The organism is Pararhodobacter zhoushanensis (assembly GCF_025949695.1).
Taxonomy (GTDB): Bacteria; Pseudomonadota; Alphaproteobacteria; order Rhodobacterales; family Rhodobacteraceae; genus Pararhodobacter; species Pararhodobacter zhoushanensis_A.
This window is the reverse complement of sequence record NZ_JAPDFL010000001.1, coordinates 681,745-702,273: the sequence shown is the minus strand read 5'-3', so window position 1 is coordinate 702,273 and position 20,529 is coordinate 681,745. Positions and strand designations below refer to the sequence as shown.

Genomic DNA, 20,529 nt, shown 5'->3' with positions numbered 1-20,529 from the left:
CGCAAACTCGCCTTAAACGAAAGCAAGGCGTGTTCAGGTAAGCGGAACCACGCAATCGCAGATGCGCATCGTCACCTTGGTGCCGATGGTGTGCTGCTGGCCGGGGCCTGAAATCACGATCAGGCAGCTCTCGCCTTCTTGTACCCAATAGATCTGGTCATGCCCGCGGAACTCACGCCCGACAATCGTCGCTTTGCCCGTCGGATCAGCGTCGAGCATGATCTGCTCGGGCCGCACCGCCAGCGTCACCGCCCCGTTCGCCGCCCGGCTCATGGGCAGATTGCCGAAGGCGGTCTGCACATGCATGCCGTTCGCCGTGCCGGTCAGGAAGTTGGAGCGCCCGATGAAATTGGCGACGAACTCGCTGACCGGGTTGCGGTAAATCTCGTCCGGTGTGCCGACCTGCACCACCCGGCCCCGGTCCATCACCGCGATCCGGTCGGCCAGCGCCAGCGCCTCTTCCTGATCATGCGTGACCAGTATCCCGGCTGAACCTGCCGCCTTCAGCAGCTTGCGCACTTCCTGCCGGGTCTCGACGCGCATCTTGGCGTCGAGGTTCGAAAACGGCTCGTCCAGCAGGATCAGCTTGGGCGCGACGGCGAGCGCGCGGGCCAGTGCCACGCGTTGCTGTTGTCCGCCTGACAGCTGGTGCGGGCGGCGTTTGCCCAGTTCGGACAGCCCGACCAGCGACAGCATCTCTTCCGCCCGCGCCTGCGCCTGTGACCGCGGCAGCTTGCGAAGGCCGAACTTGACGTTGTCCAGAACGCTCAGATGCGGAAACAGCGCATAATCCTGAAACACAAAGCCGATGCCGCGTGCTTCGGGCGGCAACTGGGTGATGTCGCGGCCTTCAAAGGTCACGCTGCCCTCGTCGGGATGCTCGAACCCGCCGATCATGCGCAGTGTCGTGGTCTTGCCGCAGCCCGACGGGCCGAGCAACGCCATGAGCTCGCCCTCACCGACGGCCAGCGAGACCCGCTCGACCGCAGCCGCGTCGGCATGGGCGAAGCTTTTGCGCAGCCGGTCGACTTCCAGCAACGGACGCGACGGCCGCTGGCGATAACCCAGCGGCGACGCTTCGGCCGGCATGCGGAAGCTCAGGGTCTTGGGCAGCTCAGTCATCGGCATCTCCGGCCTTTCGGCCAATTCCAACCGTTGTGCTTGGTTATGAGCGCAGGCCTGCGATGTCAATTTGCTTTGGCGTCGCAGGCACAGCGGCGTTATTTGACCAACCGGTCAGGGGTGGGGATTGCACGATGGCCGCCCCCCGCGCATACTTGGGCTGATTTTCGTTGTCGGAAACCCCCATGTCGCATGATCGCAATCCCGGACTGCCCCTGACGACCGACTGGTTTGACCGCGTTCAGGTCAACCGCCCCGCTGCCGAGCGTCGGGCAGCCACGCTGACCGCCCGGCGCAGCGTGAAGAAAGAGCATCAGGCGGCCTGGATGGTCAACGCCATCCGCTGCATGGACCTGACCACGCTGGCCGGCGATGACACCGAGGCGCGCGTCGCCCGGCTTTGTGCCAAGGCCCGCCGCCCGATCGCCGACAGCATCGCCGAAGGGCTGGGGCTGCAAGAGATGCCCAAGACCGGCGCGGTCTGCGTCTATCCCACGATGGTCGGCGCCGCCAAACGCGCGCTGTCCAACAGCGGCATCCCCGTCGCTTCGGTCGCCACCGGCTTTCCCGCCGGGCTGATGCCACTGGACCTGCGGCTGGCCGAGATCCGCTATGCCGTGGACCAAGGTGCGGATGAGATCGACATCGTCATCACCCGCGCGCATGTGTTTCAGGGCAACTGGTCAGCGCTTTATGACGAGATCGCCATAATGCGCGAGGCCTGCGGCGAGGCGCATATGAAAGCCATCCTTGCCACCGGCGATCTGGTCACGCTGAGCAATGTCTACGCCGCCTCGATGGTGGCGATGCAGGCGGGGGCCGATTTCATCAAGACCTCGACCGGCAAAGAGGGCGTCAATGCGACGCTGCCGGTCAGCCTGACCATGGTGCGCGCGCTGCGCGATTATGGTGAACGCACCGGGGTCAAGATCGGCTTCAAGCCAGCGGGCGGGATGAAGACCGGCAAGGACGCGATCAGCTGGCAGATCCTGATGAAGGAAGAGCTGGGCCGAGAGTGGCTGGAGCCTGACCTGTTCCGCTTTGGCGCCTCGTCGATGCTGGGCGATATCGAGCGTCAGCTCGAACACCATGTCACCGGGCGCTATGCCGCCTCGCACCGTCACGCCATCGCCTGAGGCCATCATGCCCACTGTACCCGAGGCTCTCGCACTCATGGATTACGGCCCCGCGCCCGAATCACCCGCCATCGCTCTGGACTGGTTGAAGGACCGGGCGTTTGGCCATTTCATCAACGGCGCGTTCACCAAGCCGGGTGAGACATTCGCCGTCACCAACCCCGCATCGGGCGCAGAACTGGCGCAGGTCACGCAAGGCACCGATGACGACGTGGCGGAAGCGGTGAAATCCGCCCGCGCTGCGGCCAAGGGCTGGGCCAAGCTGACCGGCGGCCAGCGCGCGCGCTATCTCTATGCGCTGGCGCGGCTGATGCAGAAACGCGAGCGGCTGTTTGCGGTGCTCGAAACGCTCGACAACGGCAAACCGATCCGCGAATCGCGCGACATCGACGTACCGCTGGCCGTGCGGCATTTCTATCACCACGCGGGCTGGGCTGAGTTGCTGGCCGATGAATTCCCCGGCATGCGCCCGCATGGCGTCTGCGGGCAGATCATCCCGTGGAACTTTCCCCTGCTCATGCTGGCGTGGAAAGTCGCGCCCGCGCTGGCGGCGGGCAACACGGTGGTGCTGAAACCGGCCGAGTTCACCCCGCTGACCGCCCTCTTGTTCGCCGAACTCTGCGTCGAGGCCGGTCTGCCCAAGGGCGTGGTCAACATCGTCACCGGCGACGGGCGCACGGGCGCGGCGCTGGTCGCGGCTGAGGTGGACAAGATCGCCTTTACCGGTTCGACCGATGTGGGCCGCCTGATCCGCCGCGAAACCGCCGGCAGCGGCAAGGCGCTGACGCTGGAACTGGGCGGCAAGTCCCCTTTTATCGTCTTCGCCGAGGCCGATCTGGATGCCGCTGTCGAGGGCGTTGTCGATGCAATCTGGTTCAATCAGGGCGAGGTCTGCTGCGCCGGATCGCGCATTCTGGTGCAGGAACAGGTGGCTGAACGCTTCACCGCCCGACTGAAGCTGCGCATGGCCAAGCTGCGGCTGGGCGATCCCTTGGACAAATCGACCGACATCGGCGCGGTCGTGCACCCGACCCAGTTGGAGCGCATTCGCGGCCTTGTGGACAAGGCCATCGCGCAGGGGGCGATCCTGCACCAAGCGCCGATGCCCGAGGGGCCGGGCTCGTTCTGCCCGCCGGGTCTGCTCACCGATCTGGGTGCCGCAAACATCGCGCATACCGAGGAGATCTTCGGCCCCATCGTCACGCTGATGACGTTCCGCACCCCCGGCGAGGCGGTCGAGCTGGCCAACAACACCCGCTATGGCCTCGCCGCCAGCATCTGGAGCGAGAACATCACCACCGCGCTGGACATCGCGGGCCAAGTCAAGGCCGGGGTCGTCTGGATCAACGGCACCAACATGTTCGACGCCAACGCGCCCTTCGGCGGCATGCGCGAATCAGGGTTCGGGCGTGAAGGCGCGCGCGAGGGGATGCTGGCCTATCTGACCGGCGATGAGGCCAGCGGCAAGGAACGCAAGGCCCCCGAGGCGCTGTCACCCCTGCCCGGTTCGGCCACGGGCGACGCGGTGGACCGCACGCGAAAACTCTATATCGGCGGCGCGCAGAAGCGGCCGGATGGCGGGTATTCCTATGCCGTACCGGGCGCGCAGGTGCCCATGGGCAGCCGCAAGGACATCCGCAACGCGGTTGAGGCGGCGCACAAGGCCAGCGGCTGGAGCAAGGTCACCGGGCATAACCGTGCGCAAGTGCTGTATTTTCTGGCCGAAAACATCGCCGCGCGCGGCAAAGACCTTGGGCCAAAGGATGAAGTCGCGCTGGCGGTTGAGCGTGCGTTCTACTGGGCGGCCTGGGCGGATAAATACGACGGGCGGGTGCATTCCACCGCCTCGGCCAATATCACGCTGGCGTTGAAGGAACCCTTCGGCGTGATGGGCGTGATCTGCCCTGAGGAAGCGCCGCTTTTGGGTTTCGTCAGCACCGTCCTGCCCGCCATCGCGATGGGCAACCGGGTGGTGGCCGTGCCCTCGCAATCCAACCCGGTCCCGGCGCTGGACCTGTATCAAGTGTTCGACACCTCGGACCTGCCCGGCGGCGTGGTCAACATCGTCACCGGCCCGCGCGCCGAGCTGACCGATACGCTGGCCAAGCATGACGATGTGGCGGCGCTGTGGGTCTTTGCCGAACCCGAAACCTGCAGGCTGGCCGAAACCCTGTCCGCCGGGAACCTCAAACCCGTCTGGACCGAAGCGCGCCAGCGCGACTGGAGCGGCCCGGCCGGTCAATCGCGCAGCTTCCTGCGCCGCGCGGTGCAGGTGAAAACGGTCTGGGTGCCTTACGGCGCTTAGGATGCGGGCTGATAGCGCGCCAGCTTCAGCCCGAAAGCGATGAACACAACCCCGGTGAGCCCTTTGAGCCAACGCTGAAAGGACTCACCGCGGGTCATCGAAGTCAGGCGCGACAGCAGCAGGACGATGGCGCTGAACCACACCACGTTGATCATCGAGTGGATGAACACCAGCTCGAACGCTGTCGCTACCGGATGCGCGCCAACCGGGATGAACTGCGGAAACACCGCCAGATAGAACATCGACACCTTGGGATTCAGCCCGTTTGTCAGCAGCCCCTCGACATAGGCGCGGCGCAGGCTGCGCGCCCGCTGCGCTGGCGGCACGGCGGCCAGCGCGGACGTGCCTTTCCACGCGGCATAGAGCGATTTGGTCCCGACCCAGAACAGATAGGCCGCGCCTGCCAGCTTCACCAAAGTGAAGGCCGTCGCCGATTGCATCAGGATGATCGAGATACCCAGAATCGACAGCGTGCCGTGGATGTAAAAGGCGGTGAAGAACCCGGCGATGGCCGCAAACCCGGCAGCGCGGCCAGAGACGGGCACAATCCGCGCAATGAGCACGCCGTTGGGACCGGGTGAGGTGACCAGCAGCGTCGTCGCAAGGATGAAGGTGAGAAGCTCGGACAGTGTCATGGGGATAGCCGCACACAAGGGTTGCGCGATGACGCTATGCTTGCGCCGCGCACTCGGCAAGCGGCGGCAACGCAAAAGGGCCGGGGATTTCTCCCCGGCCCTTGGTCTTTCTGGCGGTCAGATCAGAGCGAGCGCTCGACCGTTTCGCGTTCAAAGATCTCGATGACGTCCTTGACGCGGATATCCTCGTAATTTTCAAAGGCCATGCCGCATTCCTGACCCGAGATGACTTCTTTCACCTCGTCCTTGAAGCGCTTGAGCGTCTTCAGCGTGCCTTCGTGGATCACCACGTTGTCGCGCAGCAGGCGGACACCAGCCGAACGGCGGGCGACACCTTCGGTGACCAGACAGCCGGCAACCGTACCGACGTTGGACACTTTGAAGACTTCGCGGATTTCCGCATAGCCGATGAAATTCTCGCGAATCTCGTCTTTGAGCAGGCCCGAGGCCGCCGATTTGATGTCGTCGATCAGATCGTAGATGATCGAGTAGTAGCGGATCTCGACACCCTTTTGCGACGCCGAGTTGCGGGCGGTGGCATTGGCACGGACGTTGAAACCGATGATCGGCGCGCCGCTGGCTTCTGCCAGACCAACGTCCGAATCGGTGATCGCGCCGACGCCATAGTGCAACACGCGCACGCGGACCTCGTCGTTGCCGACCTTCTCCAGCGCCTGAACGATCGCCTCGGCAGAACCCTGCACGTCGGCTTTCACCAGAACCGGCAGTTCGGACACGCTCAGATCGGCTTTGGCTTTCGCCATCAGCTGTTCCAGCGTGGTCGCGGCACCGGCGGCAGCGCGTTTGTCCTTGGCGGCTTGTTCGCGGTAATCCGCGATCTCGCGGGCCTGCGCTTCGGTTTCGGCGACGTTCAGAACGTCACCGGCACCGGGCGTACCGTTGAGGCCAAGCACCTCGACCGGAACCGAAGGACCGGCTTCGTCAACCCGCTCGCCCTGATCGTTGATCAGCGCGCGAACCTTGCCCCACTGCTCGCCGACGACAAAGATGTCGCCTTTGCGCAGGGTGCCGTGCTGCACCAGAACCGTCGCAACGGGGCCGCGGCCCACGTCGAGTTTGGCTTCGATAACAGCGGCTTGCGCCGAACGGCCCGGGTTGGCGGTCAGTTCGAGGATCTCGGCTTGCAGCGCGATGGCTTCAAGCAGGGTATCCAGACCTTTGCCGGTCTTGGCCGAAACTTCGACGGCCTGAACGTCGCCGCCCATTTCCTCGACCACGACCTCGTGCTGCAACAGCTCGGTGCGGACGCGGTTGGCATCAGCGCCGTGCTTGTCGCTCTTGTTGATCGCGATGATCATCGGGACCTTGGCGGCACGCGCGTGGTTGATGGCCTCGATCGTCTGCGGCATGACCGAATCATCGGCTGCAACCACCAGAACCACGATATCCGTCACGTTCGCACCGCGCGCCCGCATCGAGGTAAACGCAGCGTGGCCCGGCGTGTCGAGGAAGGTCAGAACCGCCCCGGTATCCGTGGTCACCTGATACGCCCCGATATGCTGGGTGATGCCACCGGCTTCACCCGACACGACGTTCGCCTTGCGGATCGCGTCGAGCAGCGAGGTTTTACCATGGTCAACGTGGCCCATGATCGTGATGATCGGCGGACGGGTCACGAGGTCTTCGGACTTGTCCAGAACCGTGTCGATGACCTGTTCCACATCGGCATCCGACACGCGGACGGCTTTGTGACCGAATTCTTCGATCACCAGCTCGGCGGTATCGGCGTCGATGGGCTCGTTCATGGCGACCATCATGCCCATTTTCATGAGCGACTTGACCACATCGGCCGCACGCTCGGCCATACGGTTGGCCAGCTCTTGCACGATGATGGTTTCCGGCAGCTGCACGTCGCGCACCTGCTTTTCAGCCTTCTGGCCGTAACCCAGCGCCTTGGCGCGGGCTTTTTCCTGCTTGCGCTTCATCGCGGCCATCGAGCGCTGACGCCCGCCTTCACCACCACTAAGCGCTGCATTCAGCGTCAGCTTGCCAGCGCGACGACCACCGTCATCACGGGCTTTGCCGCCTTTTTCCTTGGCTTCGCGCTCGCGATCCACCTTGCGGGGGGTCGGCGTGCCGCCACCGGGACGGGCAGGGCCACCACGGTCGGCTTGCGGTGCGGAACGCTGGTCCTGCGCAGGGGCAGCAGTTTGCTGCTGCGCCGGGGCCGGAGCGGCCTTTGCAGCGGCAGCATCGGCCGCCGCTTGGGCAGCTTCAGCGACCTTGCGGGCCTCTTCGTCTTCCTTGGCCTTGCGCGCGGCTTCGCGTTCGCGCTCTTCGCGCTCTTTCTCTTCGATCTCGGCGCGGCGGCGCTCGCGATCTTCCTCGCGCTGGCGCTCATCCGCCAGACGCTGTGCGGCCTCTTCGACCTCACGCGATTTGGCAGCGCGCACAGCGGCCAGACGACGCTCAAGCTCGGCTTCGGAAATCCCGGCCGGACGGCGGGATGTGCCCCCGGTCGCAGAGGCCTTGGCGAGGGCAACATCGGAGGTCGAGGAGCCCGTGCCACCAGGCTTGGGCACCACAACGCGCTTGCGTTTGGTCTCCACCACAACCGCCTTGGTCCGGCCGTGGCTGAAGCTTTGCTTCACCTGGCCGGGGGTCGAACCGCCACGCAGCCCAAGGGGTTTTTTGCCGTCAGTATCGCTCATGCGTCTCGTCAATCCTCTCCGATGGCATCGGACCATCGTTCTGCCCGCGTATGCACGCGAGTTTCGCCGCTTCCTCTACTACACGTGCAGACAGACCACCAGCGGCAAGCGCGGCATGTATCACATGTTCCCGGCCGAAAGCCAAACCGATTTCCCCAGCGCTCAGACAGGTCACATGCCTGTTCTTTCCCGCCGGGGGTCGCAGCTTTGCTTTCCCCCGTTCCGAGCCATCGGCGGCCTGCACGAGCACCGCCGCTTCACCCGACATCAGCCAGTCGCGGGTCTTTTCATACCCCGCCACTGCCTGCCCTGCCTTGCGCGCCAGAGCGATCAATTCGATCACCCGGCGGGTCAGCAGGTCGTGGACCATATCGTCCAGACCGTCAGACACCGTTACCGGCATCTTGGCCGCCCGTGCGAACAGGCGGCGTTTGACCGCCTGTCCAAGGACTGCCCTGTCAGCCGCGACATAAATGCCCCGGCCCGGCAGCTTCCCCTCGATATCGGGCACCACCTGTGATTCTGGACCGATCACGAAGCGGATCAACCCGCCTTTGGGTTGCACCTCTCCGGTGACGATACAGCGTCGTTCGGGCCCGTCCTGGTCCTTATCGCGACCGCCCCGCGTCATGGGCAGGTCTCCTTATGCGTCTTCCTCGCCCTCGACCGCGTCTTCGTCTGACTCGGTTTCGAGATCTGCCGGATCGACCCATCCCAGAAGGACACGCGCCGTCATGATCAGGGTCTGGGCTTCTTCGAGGCTCATCTCGAAAGGTTCGAGAATGCCGTTATCCTTGATGCGCTGCCCGTTATCGGTGGTCCAGCCACCGGCCAGCTCCCAATCCGCGCAGGTGGCGAAATCGTCCAGCGTCTTGATGCCGTCCTTCGCCAGTGCTTCGAGCATTTGGGGTGTCAGGCCGTCAAAGTCAATGAGGCTGTCTTCTGCACCCATGCTGCGCGCCGCGTCCAGAGCCGCCTGATTGGCCGCTTCGATCTTGTCGCGGGCGCGGGCCTGAAGCTCGGAGGCAGTGTCTTCGTCGAAGCCGTCAATCGACACCAGTTCGTCGATTTCGACATAGGCGACTTCTTCCAGCGTGGTGAAGCCTTCGGCCACCAAGAGCTGCGCCATCATCTCGTCGACGTCCAGCGAGTCCATGAACAGCTTGGTGCGCTCGGCGAATTCCGCCTGACGGCGGGCTGATTCGTCCGATTCGGTCATGATGTCGATGTCGAGACCGGTCAGCTGGCTGGCCAGACGCACGTTCTGACCACGACGACCGATGGCCAGCGACAGCTGCTCATCGGGCACCACGACTTCGATGCGGCTGGCGTCTTCGTCGATGACGACCTTGGACACTTCAGCCGGCTGCAGCGCGTTGACCAGGAAGGTCGCCTGATCCTCGTTCCACGGAATGATGTCGATCTTTTCGCCCTGCAGCTCGTTCACCACGGCCTGCACGCGCGAACCGCGCATACCGACGCAAGCGCCGACCGGGTCGATCGAGCTGTCATAGCTGATCACGGCGATCTTGGCGCGCGAGCCCGGGTCACGGGCAACGGCCTTGATCTCGATGATGCCGTCATAGATTTCGGGCACTTCCATCTTGAACAGCGCGGCCATGAAATCAGGCGCGGTGCGCGACAGGAAGACCTGCGGGCCACGGGCCTCACGGCGCACATCCTTGATGAAGCAGCGGATACGATCGTTCGGGCGATAGCTTTCGCGGCCGATCTTCTCATTCCGGCGCAGGATGCCTTCACCACGGCCGATATCGACGATGATGTTGCCATACTCTTCGCGCTTGACGGTGCCGTTGATGATGGTCCCGGCGCGGTCCTTGAATTCGTCATACTGGCGGTCACGCTCGGCTTCGCGGACCTTCTGCAGGATCACCTGCTTGGCCGATTGCGCGGCGATGCGGCCCAGCTCGACCGGGGGCACCTCTTCCTTGACCTCATCGCCGATCTGCGGATCGGCGAGATAGGCTTTCGCCTCTTTCAGCGTCAGTTCCGAGTGGTGATTCTCGAACGCCCCATCCTCGACCACCGTGCGCACACGGGTGAACTGCGCGCGGCCCGTCTTGCGGTCGATGTGGACGCGGATGTCCATATCAGCGCCGTAGCGCGACTTGGCGGCGCGGGCGAGGCTGTCTTCCATCGCCTGCACGACCAGTTCGGGGTCGATCAGTTTTTCACGCGCGACCGCTTCGGCGGTTTGCAGCAGTTCAAGCTGGTTGGCACTGGTAATCGCCATGGATCACTCCTCCTCGGAAGCGCTGTCGGTTTCGATGGTGTCGAAGTCGGATTCGATAATCGCGCCGCTGCTCTTGCGGGCACGCAGGGTTTCTTCGATCAGCTCGTCGGTCAGAACCAGCTTGGCATCTGACAGCCAGTCGAATTGCAGGCCGATGGTGACCGGCGCGCCCTGATCTTCGATCTCGAGCAGCACCTCGGTGCCTTCGGTGCCTTGCAGCGTGCCTTTGAAGCGGCGGCGACCGTCGATCAGCTCGTTGGTCTCGATCCGGGCTTCATAGCCTTCCCAGGTATCGAAATCCTTGAGACGGGTCAGCGGGCGGTCGATGCCGGGGCTCGACACTTCCAGCACATAAGGATCTTCAAGCGGATCATCGACGTCCAGCACGGCCGAGACCATGGTGGTCACCTCGCCCAGTTCGTCGATCTCGATCCCGCCATCGGGCCGGTCGGCCATGATCTGCAGCGTGCGGGTCTTGCCCGACATCAGCCGCAGGCGCACCAGTTCAAACCCGGCGGCCTCGACCGCAGGTTTGACGATCTCGGCCAGCCGCTGGTCGATCGCCGTACGCGCCACCAGATCGCCAACCGATCCTGTGCTGTCGTCTTGTTCGCTCATCGCGACGCTCCAGAAATAAAAAAACGGGCCAAGCGGCCCGCGAAATTTCTCGGTGGGCTGTGAGTTTGGACCTCACAGCGCCGCTGTTGAACGGGGATATACGCCGACATCCCCTCAACTTCAAGAGATATGTCGCGGCGCGGCATTTCCCCCGCTGGTTTCCGCCGTTAGGGTCGCGCAGCCATGACCCTGTCCCGCCGCCACTTCCTTGCCCTCGGTGCCGCTGCGCTGCTGCCCGCCCGCGCGGCGCGCGCTGTCACCAGCCGCCCTGATTCGCTTTACCACTGGAACAGCGGCGGGCCGTTTTTCGGCGGGTTTTCCGGTATCGAGCTCAGCAGCGACCGCCGCCGCGCCCTGCTGCTCAGCGACCGGGGGTTCGTTGTCCGCGTCCGGCTGCTGCGCGATGACGCGGGCGTGATCACCGGCATCGAAAAGATCGAACACTTTGTGCTGAACGGCACGGCGGGCAGCGCCCTGCGTGGCCACCGCGCCGATTCCGAAGGGCTGGACCAACGCCCGGACGGCACGCTGCATGTGTCGTTCGAAGGCTCGCCCAGCCGCATCCTGCAGTACCGCGACGAAACAGGGCCGGCCGAGGCCCTGCCCCGCGCGAACAGCTGGCAGCGCCTGCCCTCGAATGAGGGGCTTGAAGGGATAGCGGTGGATCAGTCCGGCGCGGTGTTCGCCGTGCCCGAAGCGCCGCTCGATGGCACCTTCCCGCTCTACCGTCTGACCAATCAGTGGGAAATCGTCGGCTTTTTGCCCGACCGCGACGGGTTTCGTCCCGTGGGGCTGGATTTCGGCCCCGACGGCAACCTGTACCTGCTGGAACGCAAATTCCGCCTTGCCTTTTTCGCCAGCCGCATCAGTCGCTTGCGACCCGGTGCCTGGGGCCAGCCCGAAACGCTGGTGGAAACCTCGATGGGCGCGCTCGACAATCACGAAGGCATCAGCGTCACGCAGGATGCCAGCGGGCAGCTTTGGGCGACGACTGTATCCGACGACAACCAGAACATGCTGCAACGGACCGAAATCGCCGAATACCGCTTGCCCTAATCGCGCAGCAGCCCGGCCGATTTCAACCCGTCCATGACCGAGACCAGCTCGCTGGTGATCCCCGGCTCGGACAGCGCATGCCCGGCCATCGGCACCATACGCAAGGTGCTGCCGGTCCATTTGCGGTGCAGACCCCAGGCGGTGACCGGCGGGCAGATCATGTCCAGCTGACCCTGCACGATAGTGCCACGCACCCCGCTCATCCGCCACAGATCCGCCAACAGCTGGCCATCGCGCTCAAAGAAACAGGCGTTGGTGAAGTAATGGTTCTCCAACCGGGCGAAGGCGCGGGCATAGTCGACCGGCGTCTCGAAAAAGCCGCGCGTCTCGACCGTCGCCAAAGCGTTTTCCCAATCCGACCAAAGCCGGGCAAAGCGCGATTCCTGCGCGAAAACGCCGGAAAACAGACGCTTGTGATACGCACCGATCAGATTGTCGCGCTCGTCCACGGGAATGGCATCGACGAACCGTGACCACAGTTCCGGGTAAAACCGCCCGGCACCGCCGCCATAAAACCAGTCCAGTTCGGCCTGCGTCCCGGTGAAGACGCCGCGCAGAACCAGCCACGCAGCGCGCGAGGGATGCGCCTGCGCATAGGCCAGCGCCAGCGTGGCACCCCAGCTGCCACCAAAGACGATCCAGCGACCGATGCCCAGCGCCTGACGGATCACCTCGATATCGGCGATCAGATGCTGGGTTGTATTGGCCTCGACACTGGCATGCGGGCGCGAGCGTCCGCAGCCGCGCTGGTCGAACAGCACGATGCGATAATGCGCAGGGTCGAAAAACCGCCGCATCATCGGGCTGGAGCCGCCACCGGGGCCGCCATGCAACACCACCACAGGCACGCCCGCCGGATTGCCGGATTCCTCGATATAGACGCTGTGCCCCTGCCCTACGTCCAGAACCCGCCGCTCATAGGGTTCAATCGGCGGGTAGAGAAACGCGGCTGCGCTCTTTTGCTCGTGGGACTTGTCCATCATCCGGTCTATATCTTGCCCTCGATCCCCATTCCACGGGATGCGAGGACAAAAGACAAGTCGGAGCGCAGAATGACAAGCACCATCGACCCCGCCGAAGTCGCGAAATTCGAGGCCATGGCCGCCGATTGGTGGGACCCGCAGGGGAAGTTCAAGCCGCTGCACCAGCTCAACCCCTGCCGGCTGGACTATATCACCACGCAAATCGCCGCCGAATTCGACCGCGACCTGCGCGCGCCCAAGCCGTTCGACGGGCTGCGGCTGCTCGATATCGGCTGCGGCGGCGGGCTGCTGTCGGAACCGATGGCGCGGCTTGGGGCTGACGTGATCGGCGCGGATGCCGCTGCGGGCAACATCCCGGTGGCGCAGGTGCATGCCGAGCAGTCGGGGCTGACCATCGACTACCGCCACACGACGGCCGAAGCGCTGGCCGAGGCGGGCGAGCGCTTCGACGTGGTGCTGAACATGGAAGTGGTCGAGCATGTGTCCGACCCGCTGGCCTATCTGACGGCCTGCCATGACCTGCTGAAAACCGGAGGGCTGATGATCTGCTCGACCCTGAACCGCAACCCGAAAAGCTATGCAATGGCGATCTTCGGGGCAGAAGTGGTCATGCGCTGGCTGCCGCGCGGGACGCATGACTGGTCCAAGTTCATCACCCCGGACGAGCTTTACACCCTGATCCGCCAAGCGGGCCTCGACCCGGTCGATCGCAAGGGCATGGTGTTCAACCCCGTCCTGTGGCGCTGGTCGCTGTCTGATCGTGATCTGAGCGTCAACTATGTGACGGCCTCGGTGCGCAAGGACTGAGTGCACGCAAAGACCAACGGGGGGCTCCCGCCCGTCGCGGCAGGATCACAGATCCTGCCCCTCCCGTTGGGCCAGGCGCGCCGCGAGCGCGGCGCGCGTCAGGGGGCCTTCTGCCCCCTCTTCGGCTAACGCCGAATTCACCCCCGAGGATATTTGGAGACAGAAAATGAACGGCGCCTCCTCCTGTGCCATTTTCTGTCGTTAAATATCCACGGGGGATCCCAAAGGGGGCGCGTGCGTCCCCTTTGGCGGGGTGTGGGGCTGGCCCCACGCGGTGCGAGCCCCCTCGATGGGGGCGAGCGCCGCAGCCGCCTGACGTCTCCTATAAAGGACTCGGGTCAGATCTTCAGGAATGGCTGCAAAAGCCGCGGGATCAGCCCGTTGAAGCGCAGGGGCGCATCCGTGACGGCGAGGCAAATGCACGGTTCACCAGGGGCGGCGACGGGCGTGTGTTCGAGATCCTCATCGGCGATCTCGACATCGCCGGGACCGAAATGATCGGTCGCATCGTCAAAGGCACCCGACAGGACGAGCGTCAGTTCAGTCCCGGTATGCCCGTGATCCGGCACTGCGGTTCCGGCGGGGATATACAGCAGCCGGGCGCTTGCGCCTTTTGCCGTTGGCAGGATCGCCTGGCGCACACCGCCGCCCACCGGACGCCAGCGCACTGACCCGGCATCCCCGCCAATGTATTCTCGCAACGGTGCCGGGAAAACGCCGGCCGACGGCGCGGGTTTTTCGCGTTCGGGGGTCGCACCGCCAAGCAGGGCCAGTGTTGCCGCAAAGCTGGAATCGCTCATCGCCACCGCTTCGCAGCTTTCGAGCACCGCGCCGCCGACGGCATCCTGTGCCTCGAGCCGGGCGCGGCATTCGTCGCACAGCGACACATGCGTGGCGACCAGCAGGCTGAAAGCCTCGGGCAGCGAACCGGTCGAGTAGCCGGTCAGCAGGGAATCAGAGAGGTGATGACGGATCATCGGAGATATCCTCAGGTCATGGTCTGGCGCAGTTTTTCCAGCGCCAGGCGGATACGGGACTTGATCGTGCCCAAAGGCAGGCCGGTAATCCTGGCGATCTCGCCGTGGCTGAGATCGCCAAAATAAGCGCGTTCGATCAAGGCGCGTTGATTGTCGGGCAGCGCGGCAAGCGCCGCGCTCAGGCGTTCAGTGTCTTGTTGCAACACCATCGCGTCCAGCTGGTCGGGCTCGGGTTCGGGCCCCCAAGGCAGATCCTGCGGTTCAGGCCGCCGGTCCCGCCGCAGGATGTCGATCCGCCGGTTGCGCGCGATGGTGAAGATCCAGGTCGCGACCGACGCGCGGGTCGGGTCGAACTGCCCGGCCTTGCGCCAGACGGTTGCCATCACGTCCTGCGCGCAATCCTCGGCCAGGGTCGGCGTCGCACCTGACTTGATCAGGAACGCCTTCACCCGCGGCGCAAACCGCGCAAACAGCGACGCAAAGGCCTGCTGATCGGCATTGCGCGCCACGGCCAGCATCCATGTTACCGCTTTGGCATTATCGTCTTCCGCCGTCACGTCATGCTGCCCTTTGTCCTCATGCCGTTCAGCCCGCCCCATCAGGGCAGCTATCGGCAGGGGTAGTGTCCCCGGAATGGCGAGTTCTTGCAACATGGACCGGATACGAAGCCTGCGGGCAAGCGGATCAAGCGGTCCGAAACTTTTTGTCATCCAACCCCGTTCCGGCAGCGTAACCGTTGAAACCTGCAGGAGATCCCGATGCCGTTCGAGTCTATCCCCGTTGCCCCCAAGCGCATCGCCGTCATCGGAGCCGGGATCTCTGGCATGGCCGCCGCCTGGCTGCTGGCCCCCGGTCACCGCGTAACCCTGATCGAGGCTGCGCCGCGCCTGGGTGGCCACGCGCGCACCGTGATGGCGGGCAAGCGGGGCGATCAACCGGTGGACACCGGGTTCATCGTGTTCAACCACGCCAATTACCCCAACCTGACCGCGATGTTCGAGGCGCTGGAGGTTCCGACGGCCCCTGCCTCGATGGGCTTTGGGGCGTCCTTCGACCAAGGCGCCTGCGAATACGCGCTGGACACGCTGGATACGATCTTCGCCTCGCGCCGCAACATCGCGGATCCGCGCTTTCTGCGGATGCTGCGCGACATTCTGCGCTTCAACGCCAGGGCCGATACCGCCGTCACCGACCCTGACATGAGCATCGGCGCGCTGATGGATACGCTGGGCATGGGGACATGGTTCCGCGAGCGCTATATCCAGCCGTTCTCGGGTGCGATCTGGTCCACGCCCAAGGAAAAGATCATGGATTTCCCCGCCCGCGCCATGGTCGATTTCTTCCGCAACCACGCCCTGCTGTCAGCCACGGGCCAACACCAGTGGTACACCGTCAAAGGTGGGTCGATCGAATACGTCACCCGGCTTGAGCGCGATTTGCGGGTGCGCGGCGTCGATATCCGCACCAGTGCCCCCACCGCCGCCGTGCGCCGCACCCCCAACGGGGCCGAAGTGCGCCTTGAGGGCGGCACCTGGGAAAGTTTTGACGAGGTGATCTTCGCCACCCATTCCGACACCACGCTGGCGCTCTTGTCGGATGCGACGCAAACCGAGCGCGTCGCGCTGTCCGCCATCGGCTATCAGGACAATCATGCGGTGCTGCACCGCGATGCCGCGATCATGCCTAAACGGCGCAAGGTCTGGTCGGCCTGGACTTATACCGAACACTCGCCGCAGGACCGTGAGCGTATCAGCCTGTCCTACTGGATGAACGCCCTGCAGCCGATCCCGGCTGAGGATGAGATGTTCGTCACCCTCAACAGCAACCGGCCGATCCGCGACGAGTTGACCTACGACAGCCACACCTTCCGCCATCCGGTCTATGACCGCGCTGCCTTTGCCGCGCAGGATGTGTTGCGGGTGCTCAATGGCCATCACAACACATGGTTCTGCGGCGCATGGATGAAGAACGGCTTCCATGAGGACGGCTTTGCCAGCGCCGTGGACGTGGTGACCAAGCTGGGAGCAACCCGCGAAAGGGCCGCCGCGTGACAGCCGTCGAACATATCGCCGGGCGCACCTTTCACGGGCGCAGCGACACGCTGAGCAACCGATTCAGCTATGGCGTCGACTATCTGCTGCTGAACGCGGAAAAGCCGCAGCCCGCGCCGTGGCTTTTCGCCCGCAACCGCGCGGGGCTGCTGTCCCTGCATGACAGCGACCATGGCGGCGCGCCGCGCAAGGGCGTGGCGCTGCCTGGGTGCGGGACGTATTGGCGGCAGCCGGTGCGCCGTCGCCCGAGCGGATCGACCTGCTGGCGCAGCCGCGTGTGCTGGGGCATGTGTTCAACCCGGTCAGCTTCTGGCTGTGCCATGACGCGCAGAACGCGCTGATCTGCGTGATTGCCGAGGTGAGCAATACCTTCGGCGACCGCCATTCCTATCTGTGCCACCGCGACGGCTTCGCACCGATCCGCGCCGAGGACACGCTGCTGGCGCACAAGATCTTCCACGTCTCGCCCTTTCAGCCGGTCGAGGGCGATTACCAGTTCCGTTTTGACATCCGCCCCGACGCCATCGCCATCCGCATCGCCTATGGCCATGCCAAGGGCGGGCTGATCGCCACGCTGACCGGCCCGCGCAAACCGGCAACGGCGCGTGGGCTGATCGCGGCGATGCTGCGCCGCCCCTTGGGGTCGCGACGGGTGCTGGCCCTGATCCACTGGCAGGCGCTGAAACTGTGGTGGAAAGGCGCGGTCTATCGGCCCCGCCCGCAGCCGCCGTCCCACGACGTTTCGCGATAGGAGATCGCAATGCTCGATGTGTTAACCATCCTCGCCCTGTTGGGAGTGCTCTGGTATCTGGCCAGCCGTTTCATCGGCTTCACCGCCCAGCGCCCTGAGGATTACGCAGGACAGCAGCCGCAGATCGACATCCGCCGCCACCTGAACGGCCCGATCCTGTGCGAAGGTGTGATCTATGGGCCCACAGGCCGCGTGACCTCACGCTTTGTGGCGGATATGCACGGGCGCTGGACCGGAAACCGCGGCGTGCTGGAAGAACAGTTCCGCTATGCCAGCGGGCAAGTACAGAACCGCCGCTGGACGCTGGCGATGGGCAATGACGGGACGGTCGTGGCCGATGCCGACGATATCGTCGAGCCGGGCCACGGGCGGCAAGAGGGTGCCGGGCTGCAGCTGAAGTACCGCATCCGCCTGCCGGAACACGCCGGAGGCTGGGTGCTGGATGTGACCGACTGGATGTATCTGATGGACAACGGCACGATCATCAACCGCAGTCAGTTCCGCAAGTTCGGCATCAAGGTCGCCGAACTGGTCGCCACCCTGCGACCGGCACTGACATGAGCCTGCAAGGCCAGACATGGTGGCTGGTCGGTGCGTCCGAAGGTCTGGGCCGCGCTCTGGCCGAAGCGATGTCGATCGAGGGCGCAACGCTGATCCTCTCCGCGCGCAACAGCGCACGGCTTGTGGATCTGGCAGAAACATTGCCGGATGCACGGGCGCTGGCGGTGGATGTGACCGACGATGCCTCGGTCACGGGGGCTGCGGCTGAAGTCGGCACCGTGGACGGCGTTATTTTCCTGGCCGGCACCTACTGGCCGATGCGGGCGCAGGAATGGGACACGGGTAAAGCGCTGGCAATGATCGACGTGAACCTGCTGGGCGCGATGCGGGTGGTCGGCGCTGTGCTGCCCGGCATGCTGGCCCGCAACAGCGGACGGCTGGTGCTCACCGGCTCGCTGGCCGGGTTCCGGGGGCTGCCGGGAAGCATCGGCTACGGCGCGTCCAAAGCAGGGCTGATGAACCTCGCGCAATCGTTGCAGGTGGACTTGCAGGCAACCGGTGTGCGGGTGCAACTGATCAACCCGGGCTTTATCCGCACGCGGCTGACCGCCAAGAACAGCTTCGCGATGCCCTTTATCCAGGATCCCGAACAGGCTGCTGCCGAGATGATGCGCGCCCTGAACAGCGGGCGACCGATGACGTCGTTCCCCAGGGTCTTCTCGTGGCTGTTCCGTGCCGGGCGGCTTTTCCCCACAGCGCTGTGGAACCGGATTTTCGCCCAGCGCTGACCGCCCTCTTGCACGTGCCCGCCATCGGCGCGATTGTCGGGAAAAAAGGAATGGCCATGACTCCCGAAATCAGCCTCAAGAAAGTCGTCCACATCATCTTTCAAGCCCGCGAAACCGGCCGGACGGGCGAGCTGCACGCCTTTATCGACGCGATGAACGAGGACGAGAAGGCGCATCTGGTCGCCATCGCCTGGATCGGCCGCGGCGCGTTCGAGCCCGAGGAATACGAGCAGGCGCTGGAAACCGCCTTTACCGAGGCGACGACGCCAACGGCGGATTACCTGATGGGGATGCCCCACCTGTCCGAAAACCTCGAATCAGGGCTGGAAGCGCTGGATATCGACGTCACGGATGTGGAAGAGGATTTCTTCGACCGCTAGGTGCCGCCCTGTTGCGAGCTCGGACAGGGGGCGCTGCCCCCTGCGCGCTGCGCGCTACCCCCGGGATATTTGAAGAGCAAAGAGCCGCGTTAACAAAAGGTTAAGGCCGCATCATCTGTCTAAAAATATCCTCGGGGGTGAATTTGGCGTCAGCCAAAGAGGGGGCTGAAGGCCCCCTCTCTTTTTGTCCTCAGCGCGCGTAAGGGTCGGTCAGCGCGGGCAGGATGCGGCCCGAGCAATCGCCAAAGCCGATGGAATACCCGTCGCCGTGGCAGGTGCCCTTCAACGTCAGCGTGTCGCCATCCTCAAGGAAGCTGCGCGTCTCGCCGCCATCCAGCGTGATCGGCTCCTTGCCGCTCCAGCTCAGTTCCAGCATCGAACCGCGGCTGTCCTTGGTCGTCCCCGAAATGGTGCCCGAACCCAGCAGGTCGCCCACCCGCATCGGGCAGCCCGACGTCGTGTGATGCGCCAGTTGCTGCGCCGCCGAGTAATACATCTGCGTATAGTTGGTCCGCGCGATTTCCGTCGCGGTCCCGCCCTGAGGCGCGAGTTCGACGCGCAGGTCGATGTTGTAGAGCATCGGCCGCGGCTCTTCCAAATAAGCCAGCAGCGGCTTTTCACGCTCGGGGGTCGTGGCACGGAAGGGTGCCAGCGCGGCTTTGGTGACGATCCACGGCGAGATGGTCGTCGCCGTTGCCTTGGCCTGGAACGGCCCCAGCGGGACATATTCCCACGCCTGAATATCGCGCGCCGACCAGTCGTTCAGCAGCACGTAGCCAAAGATCATATCGTCAGCCTCGGCCACGGTGACCGGTCCGGTCGAGGGTTTGCCGACGATCGCCCCCATCTCCAGCTCCAGATCGAAGCGACGGCAGGGCTGGAAGACAGGCGCCTCCTGATCGGGGCTTTTCAGCTGGCCCCAGGGACGGCGCACACCGGTGCCCGAGACAACCACCGACGACGCGCGGCCATTGTACCCGATCGGAATGTGCAACCAGTTGACGGGCAGCGCATTGTCGTTACCGCGGAAGATGGAACCCACGTTCTGCGCGTGGTTCCGGCCTGCGTAGAAATCGGTGTATTCGGTCACAGCGAAGGGCATGTGCATCGTCACACCCGAGAGCGGGTGCTGATAAGGCTCGACCTGATCCTGCGTGTCTGCGCCCTGCGCCAGATGGCCCATCAGTTGGCTGCGCAGCTTGTCCCAGATCACCGCTCCGGCGTCCATCAGCGGGTTCCAGACGGCCGAGGCAAGCAGCGGCGTGTCCGCCAGCCGCAACAAACCCGCTTTCTCCATCGCCGCGACGTCGAGCACCTTGTCGCCAATCGCCACGCCACAGCGCGGTTGCGTGCCAGAGGTCGAGAAGACGCCATAGGGCAGGTTGTTCAGCGGAAAAGGGCAGCTGGGGTCGTTGGCGGTGTCGACCCAGGAACGGATGAGAGTCATTGTGAGTCCTGCGTTAGGAAGGTCAGCGTAGGGTGGGGTTGAACCC

The 20,529-nt window shown here is 64.5% G+C and carries 18 protein-coding genes and 1 pseudogene; 9 read left to right on the top strand and 10 right to left on the bottom strand.

The genetic code is table 11. From position 1 onward, the window contains the following. Nucleotides 1-33: 33 nt before the first annotated feature. Nucleotides 34-1,122 carry an ABC transporter ATP-binding protein gene (locus OKW52_RS03545; protein ID WP_264504482.1) on the bottom strand — a complete coding sequence of 363 codons (1,089 nt, stop codon included), beginning with the start codon at nt 1,120-1,122 and terminating at the stop codon, nt 34-36. 185 nt (nt 1,123-1,307) lie between these two features. On the opposite strand from OKW52_RS03545, the gene deoC reads away from it, so the two are divergent. Both deoC and OKW52_RS03535 read left to right on the top strand, forming a co-directional pair. Beyond that, nucleotides 1,308-2,258 (top strand): deoxyribose-phosphate aldolase, encoded by a 951-nt coding sequence (gene deoC / locus OKW52_RS03540; RefSeq protein ID WP_264504481.1) that lies wholly within the window; start codon nt 1,308-1,310, stop codon nt 2,256-2,258. 7 nt (nt 2,259-2,265) lie between these two features. Next, nucleotides 2,266-4,563 carry an aldehyde dehydrogenase family protein gene (locus tag OKW52_RS03535; protein WP_264504480.1) on the top strand — a complete coding sequence of 766 codons (2,298 nt, stop codon included), beginning with the start codon at nt 2,266-2,268 and terminating at the stop codon, nt 4,561-4,563. Here the strand turns inward: OKW52_RS03535 and OKW52_RS03530 are convergent. The 5 genes from OKW52_RS03530 to rimP form a co-directional block, all read right to left on the bottom strand. After that, nucleotides 4,560-5,198 (bottom strand): LysE family translocator, encoded by a 639-nt coding sequence (locus OKW52_RS03530; RefSeq protein WP_264504479.1) that lies wholly within the window; start codon nt 5,196-5,198, stop codon nt 4,560-4,562. The genes OKW52_RS03535 and OKW52_RS03530 overlap by 4 nt on opposite strands. A 122-nt stretch (nt 5,199-5,320) precedes the next feature. Continuing rightward, the gene (infB, locus tag OKW52_RS03525; protein WP_264504478.1) at nt 5,321-7,870 is read right to left on the bottom strand and encodes a translation initiation factor IF-2; all 2,550 of its coding nucleotides are present in this window, start codon (nt 7,868-7,870) and stop codon (nt 5,321-5,323) included. Further along, entirely contained in the window at nt 7,857-8,501 is a 645-nt protein-coding gene (locus OKW52_RS03520) for an RNA-binding protein (protein WP_127106584.1), read from the bottom strand. Before OKW52_RS03520 ends, infB begins: the two co-directional genes overlap by 14 nt. A 12-nt stretch (nt 8,502-8,513) precedes the next feature. Beyond that, complete coding sequence (gene nusA, locus OKW52_RS03515; protein WP_264504477.1) at nt 8,514-10,124, bottom strand: transcription termination factor NusA; 1,611 nt, start codon at nt 10,122-10,124, stop codon at nt 8,514-8,516. 3 nt (nt 10,125-10,127) lie between these two features. Further along, nucleotides 10,128-10,742 (bottom strand): ribosome maturation factor RimP, encoded by a 615-nt coding sequence (gene rimP, locus OKW52_RS03510; RefSeq protein ID WP_264504476.1) that lies wholly within the window; start codon nt 10,740-10,742, stop codon nt 10,128-10,130. Nucleotides 10,743-10,925: 183 nt separating this feature from the next. Between rimP and OKW52_RS03505 the strand changes: the two genes are divergently transcribed. Further along, on the top strand, nt 10,926-11,798 hold the full coding sequence (locus OKW52_RS03505; protein WP_264504475.1) for an esterase-like activity of phytase family protein: 873 nt from the start codon (nt 10,926-10,928) through the stop codon (nt 11,796-11,798). Here OKW52_RS03505 and pip read toward each other — a convergent pair. After that, on the bottom strand, nt 11,795-12,778 hold the full coding sequence (gene pip, locus OKW52_RS03500; RefSeq protein WP_264507650.1) for a prolyl aminopeptidase: 984 nt from the start codon (nt 12,776-12,778) through the stop codon (nt 11,795-11,797). The two genes, OKW52_RS03505 and pip, sit on opposite strands and share 4 nt — an antisense overlap. 72 nt (nt 12,779-12,850) lie before the next feature. Between pip and ubiG the strand changes: the two genes are divergently transcribed. Then, nucleotides 12,851-13,588 carry a bifunctional 2-polyprenyl-6-hydroxyphenol methylase/3-demethylubiquinol 3-O-methyltransferase UbiG gene (gene ubiG, locus OKW52_RS03495; RefSeq protein WP_264504474.1) on the top strand — a complete coding sequence of 246 codons (738 nt, stop codon included), beginning with the start codon at nt 12,851-12,853 and terminating at the stop codon, nt 13,586-13,588. A gap of 338 nt (nt 13,589-13,926) precedes the next feature. Here the strand turns inward: ubiG and OKW52_RS03490 are convergent, their stop codons facing one another. Further along, on the bottom strand, nt 13,927-14,565 hold the full coding sequence (locus OKW52_RS03490) for a ChrR family anti-sigma-E factor (RefSeq protein WP_264504473.1): 639 nt from the start codon (nt 14,563-14,565) through the stop codon (nt 13,927-13,929). Nucleotides 14,566-14,576: 11 nt separating this feature from the next. Beyond that, nucleotides 14,577-15,083, bottom strand: coding sequence for a sigma-70 family RNA polymerase sigma factor (locus tag OKW52_RS03485; protein ID WP_264507649.1), 507 nt, complete (start codon nt 15,081-15,083; stop codon nt 14,577-14,579). A gap of 240 nt (nt 15,084-15,323) precedes the next feature. On the opposite strand from OKW52_RS03485, the gene OKW52_RS03480 reads away from it, so the two are divergent. The 5 genes and pseudogenes from OKW52_RS03480 to OKW52_RS03460 all read left to right on the top strand — a co-directional run bounded on the left by OKW52_RS03480 (nt 15,324) and on the right by OKW52_RS03460 (nt 19,036). Then, a complete protein-coding gene (locus tag OKW52_RS03480; protein WP_264504472.1) occupies nt 15,324-16,616 on the top strand; it encodes an NAD(P)/FAD-dependent oxidoreductase in 1,293 nt (430 codons plus the stop codon). Further along, nucleotides 16,613-17,367 (top strand): annotated as a pseudogene (locus OKW52_RS03475) (DUF1365 domain-containing protein). Before OKW52_RS03480 ends, OKW52_RS03475 begins: the two are co-directional and overlap by 4 nt. Before the next feature lie 9 nt (nt 17,368-17,376). Continuing rightward, a complete protein-coding gene (locus tag OKW52_RS03470) occupies nt 17,377-17,928 on the top strand; it encodes a DUF3833 domain-containing protein (RefSeq protein ID WP_264504471.1) in 552 nt (183 codons plus the stop codon). After that, nucleotides 17,925-18,656, top strand: a complete 732-nt coding sequence (locus tag OKW52_RS03465; RefSeq protein ID WP_264504470.1) for an SDR family NAD(P)-dependent oxidoreductase — start codon at nt 17,925-17,927, stop codon at nt 18,654-18,656. Before OKW52_RS03470 ends, OKW52_RS03465 begins: the two co-directional genes overlap by 4 nt. 50 nt (nt 18,657-18,706) lie before the next feature. After that, on the top strand, nt 18,707-19,036 hold the full coding sequence (locus OKW52_RS03460) for a DUF3775 domain-containing protein (RefSeq protein ID WP_264504469.1): 330 nt from the start codon (nt 18,707-18,709) through the stop codon (nt 19,034-19,036). Nucleotides 19,037-19,226: 190 nt separating this feature from the next. Here OKW52_RS03460 and fahA read toward each other — a convergent pair whose 3' ends face one another. Then, on the bottom strand, nt 19,227-20,483 hold the full coding sequence (gene fahA, locus OKW52_RS03455; protein WP_264504468.1) for a fumarylacetoacetase: 1,257 nt from the start codon (nt 20,481-20,483) through the stop codon (nt 19,227-19,229). Between the last annotated feature and the right edge of the window lie 46 nt (nt 20,484-20,529).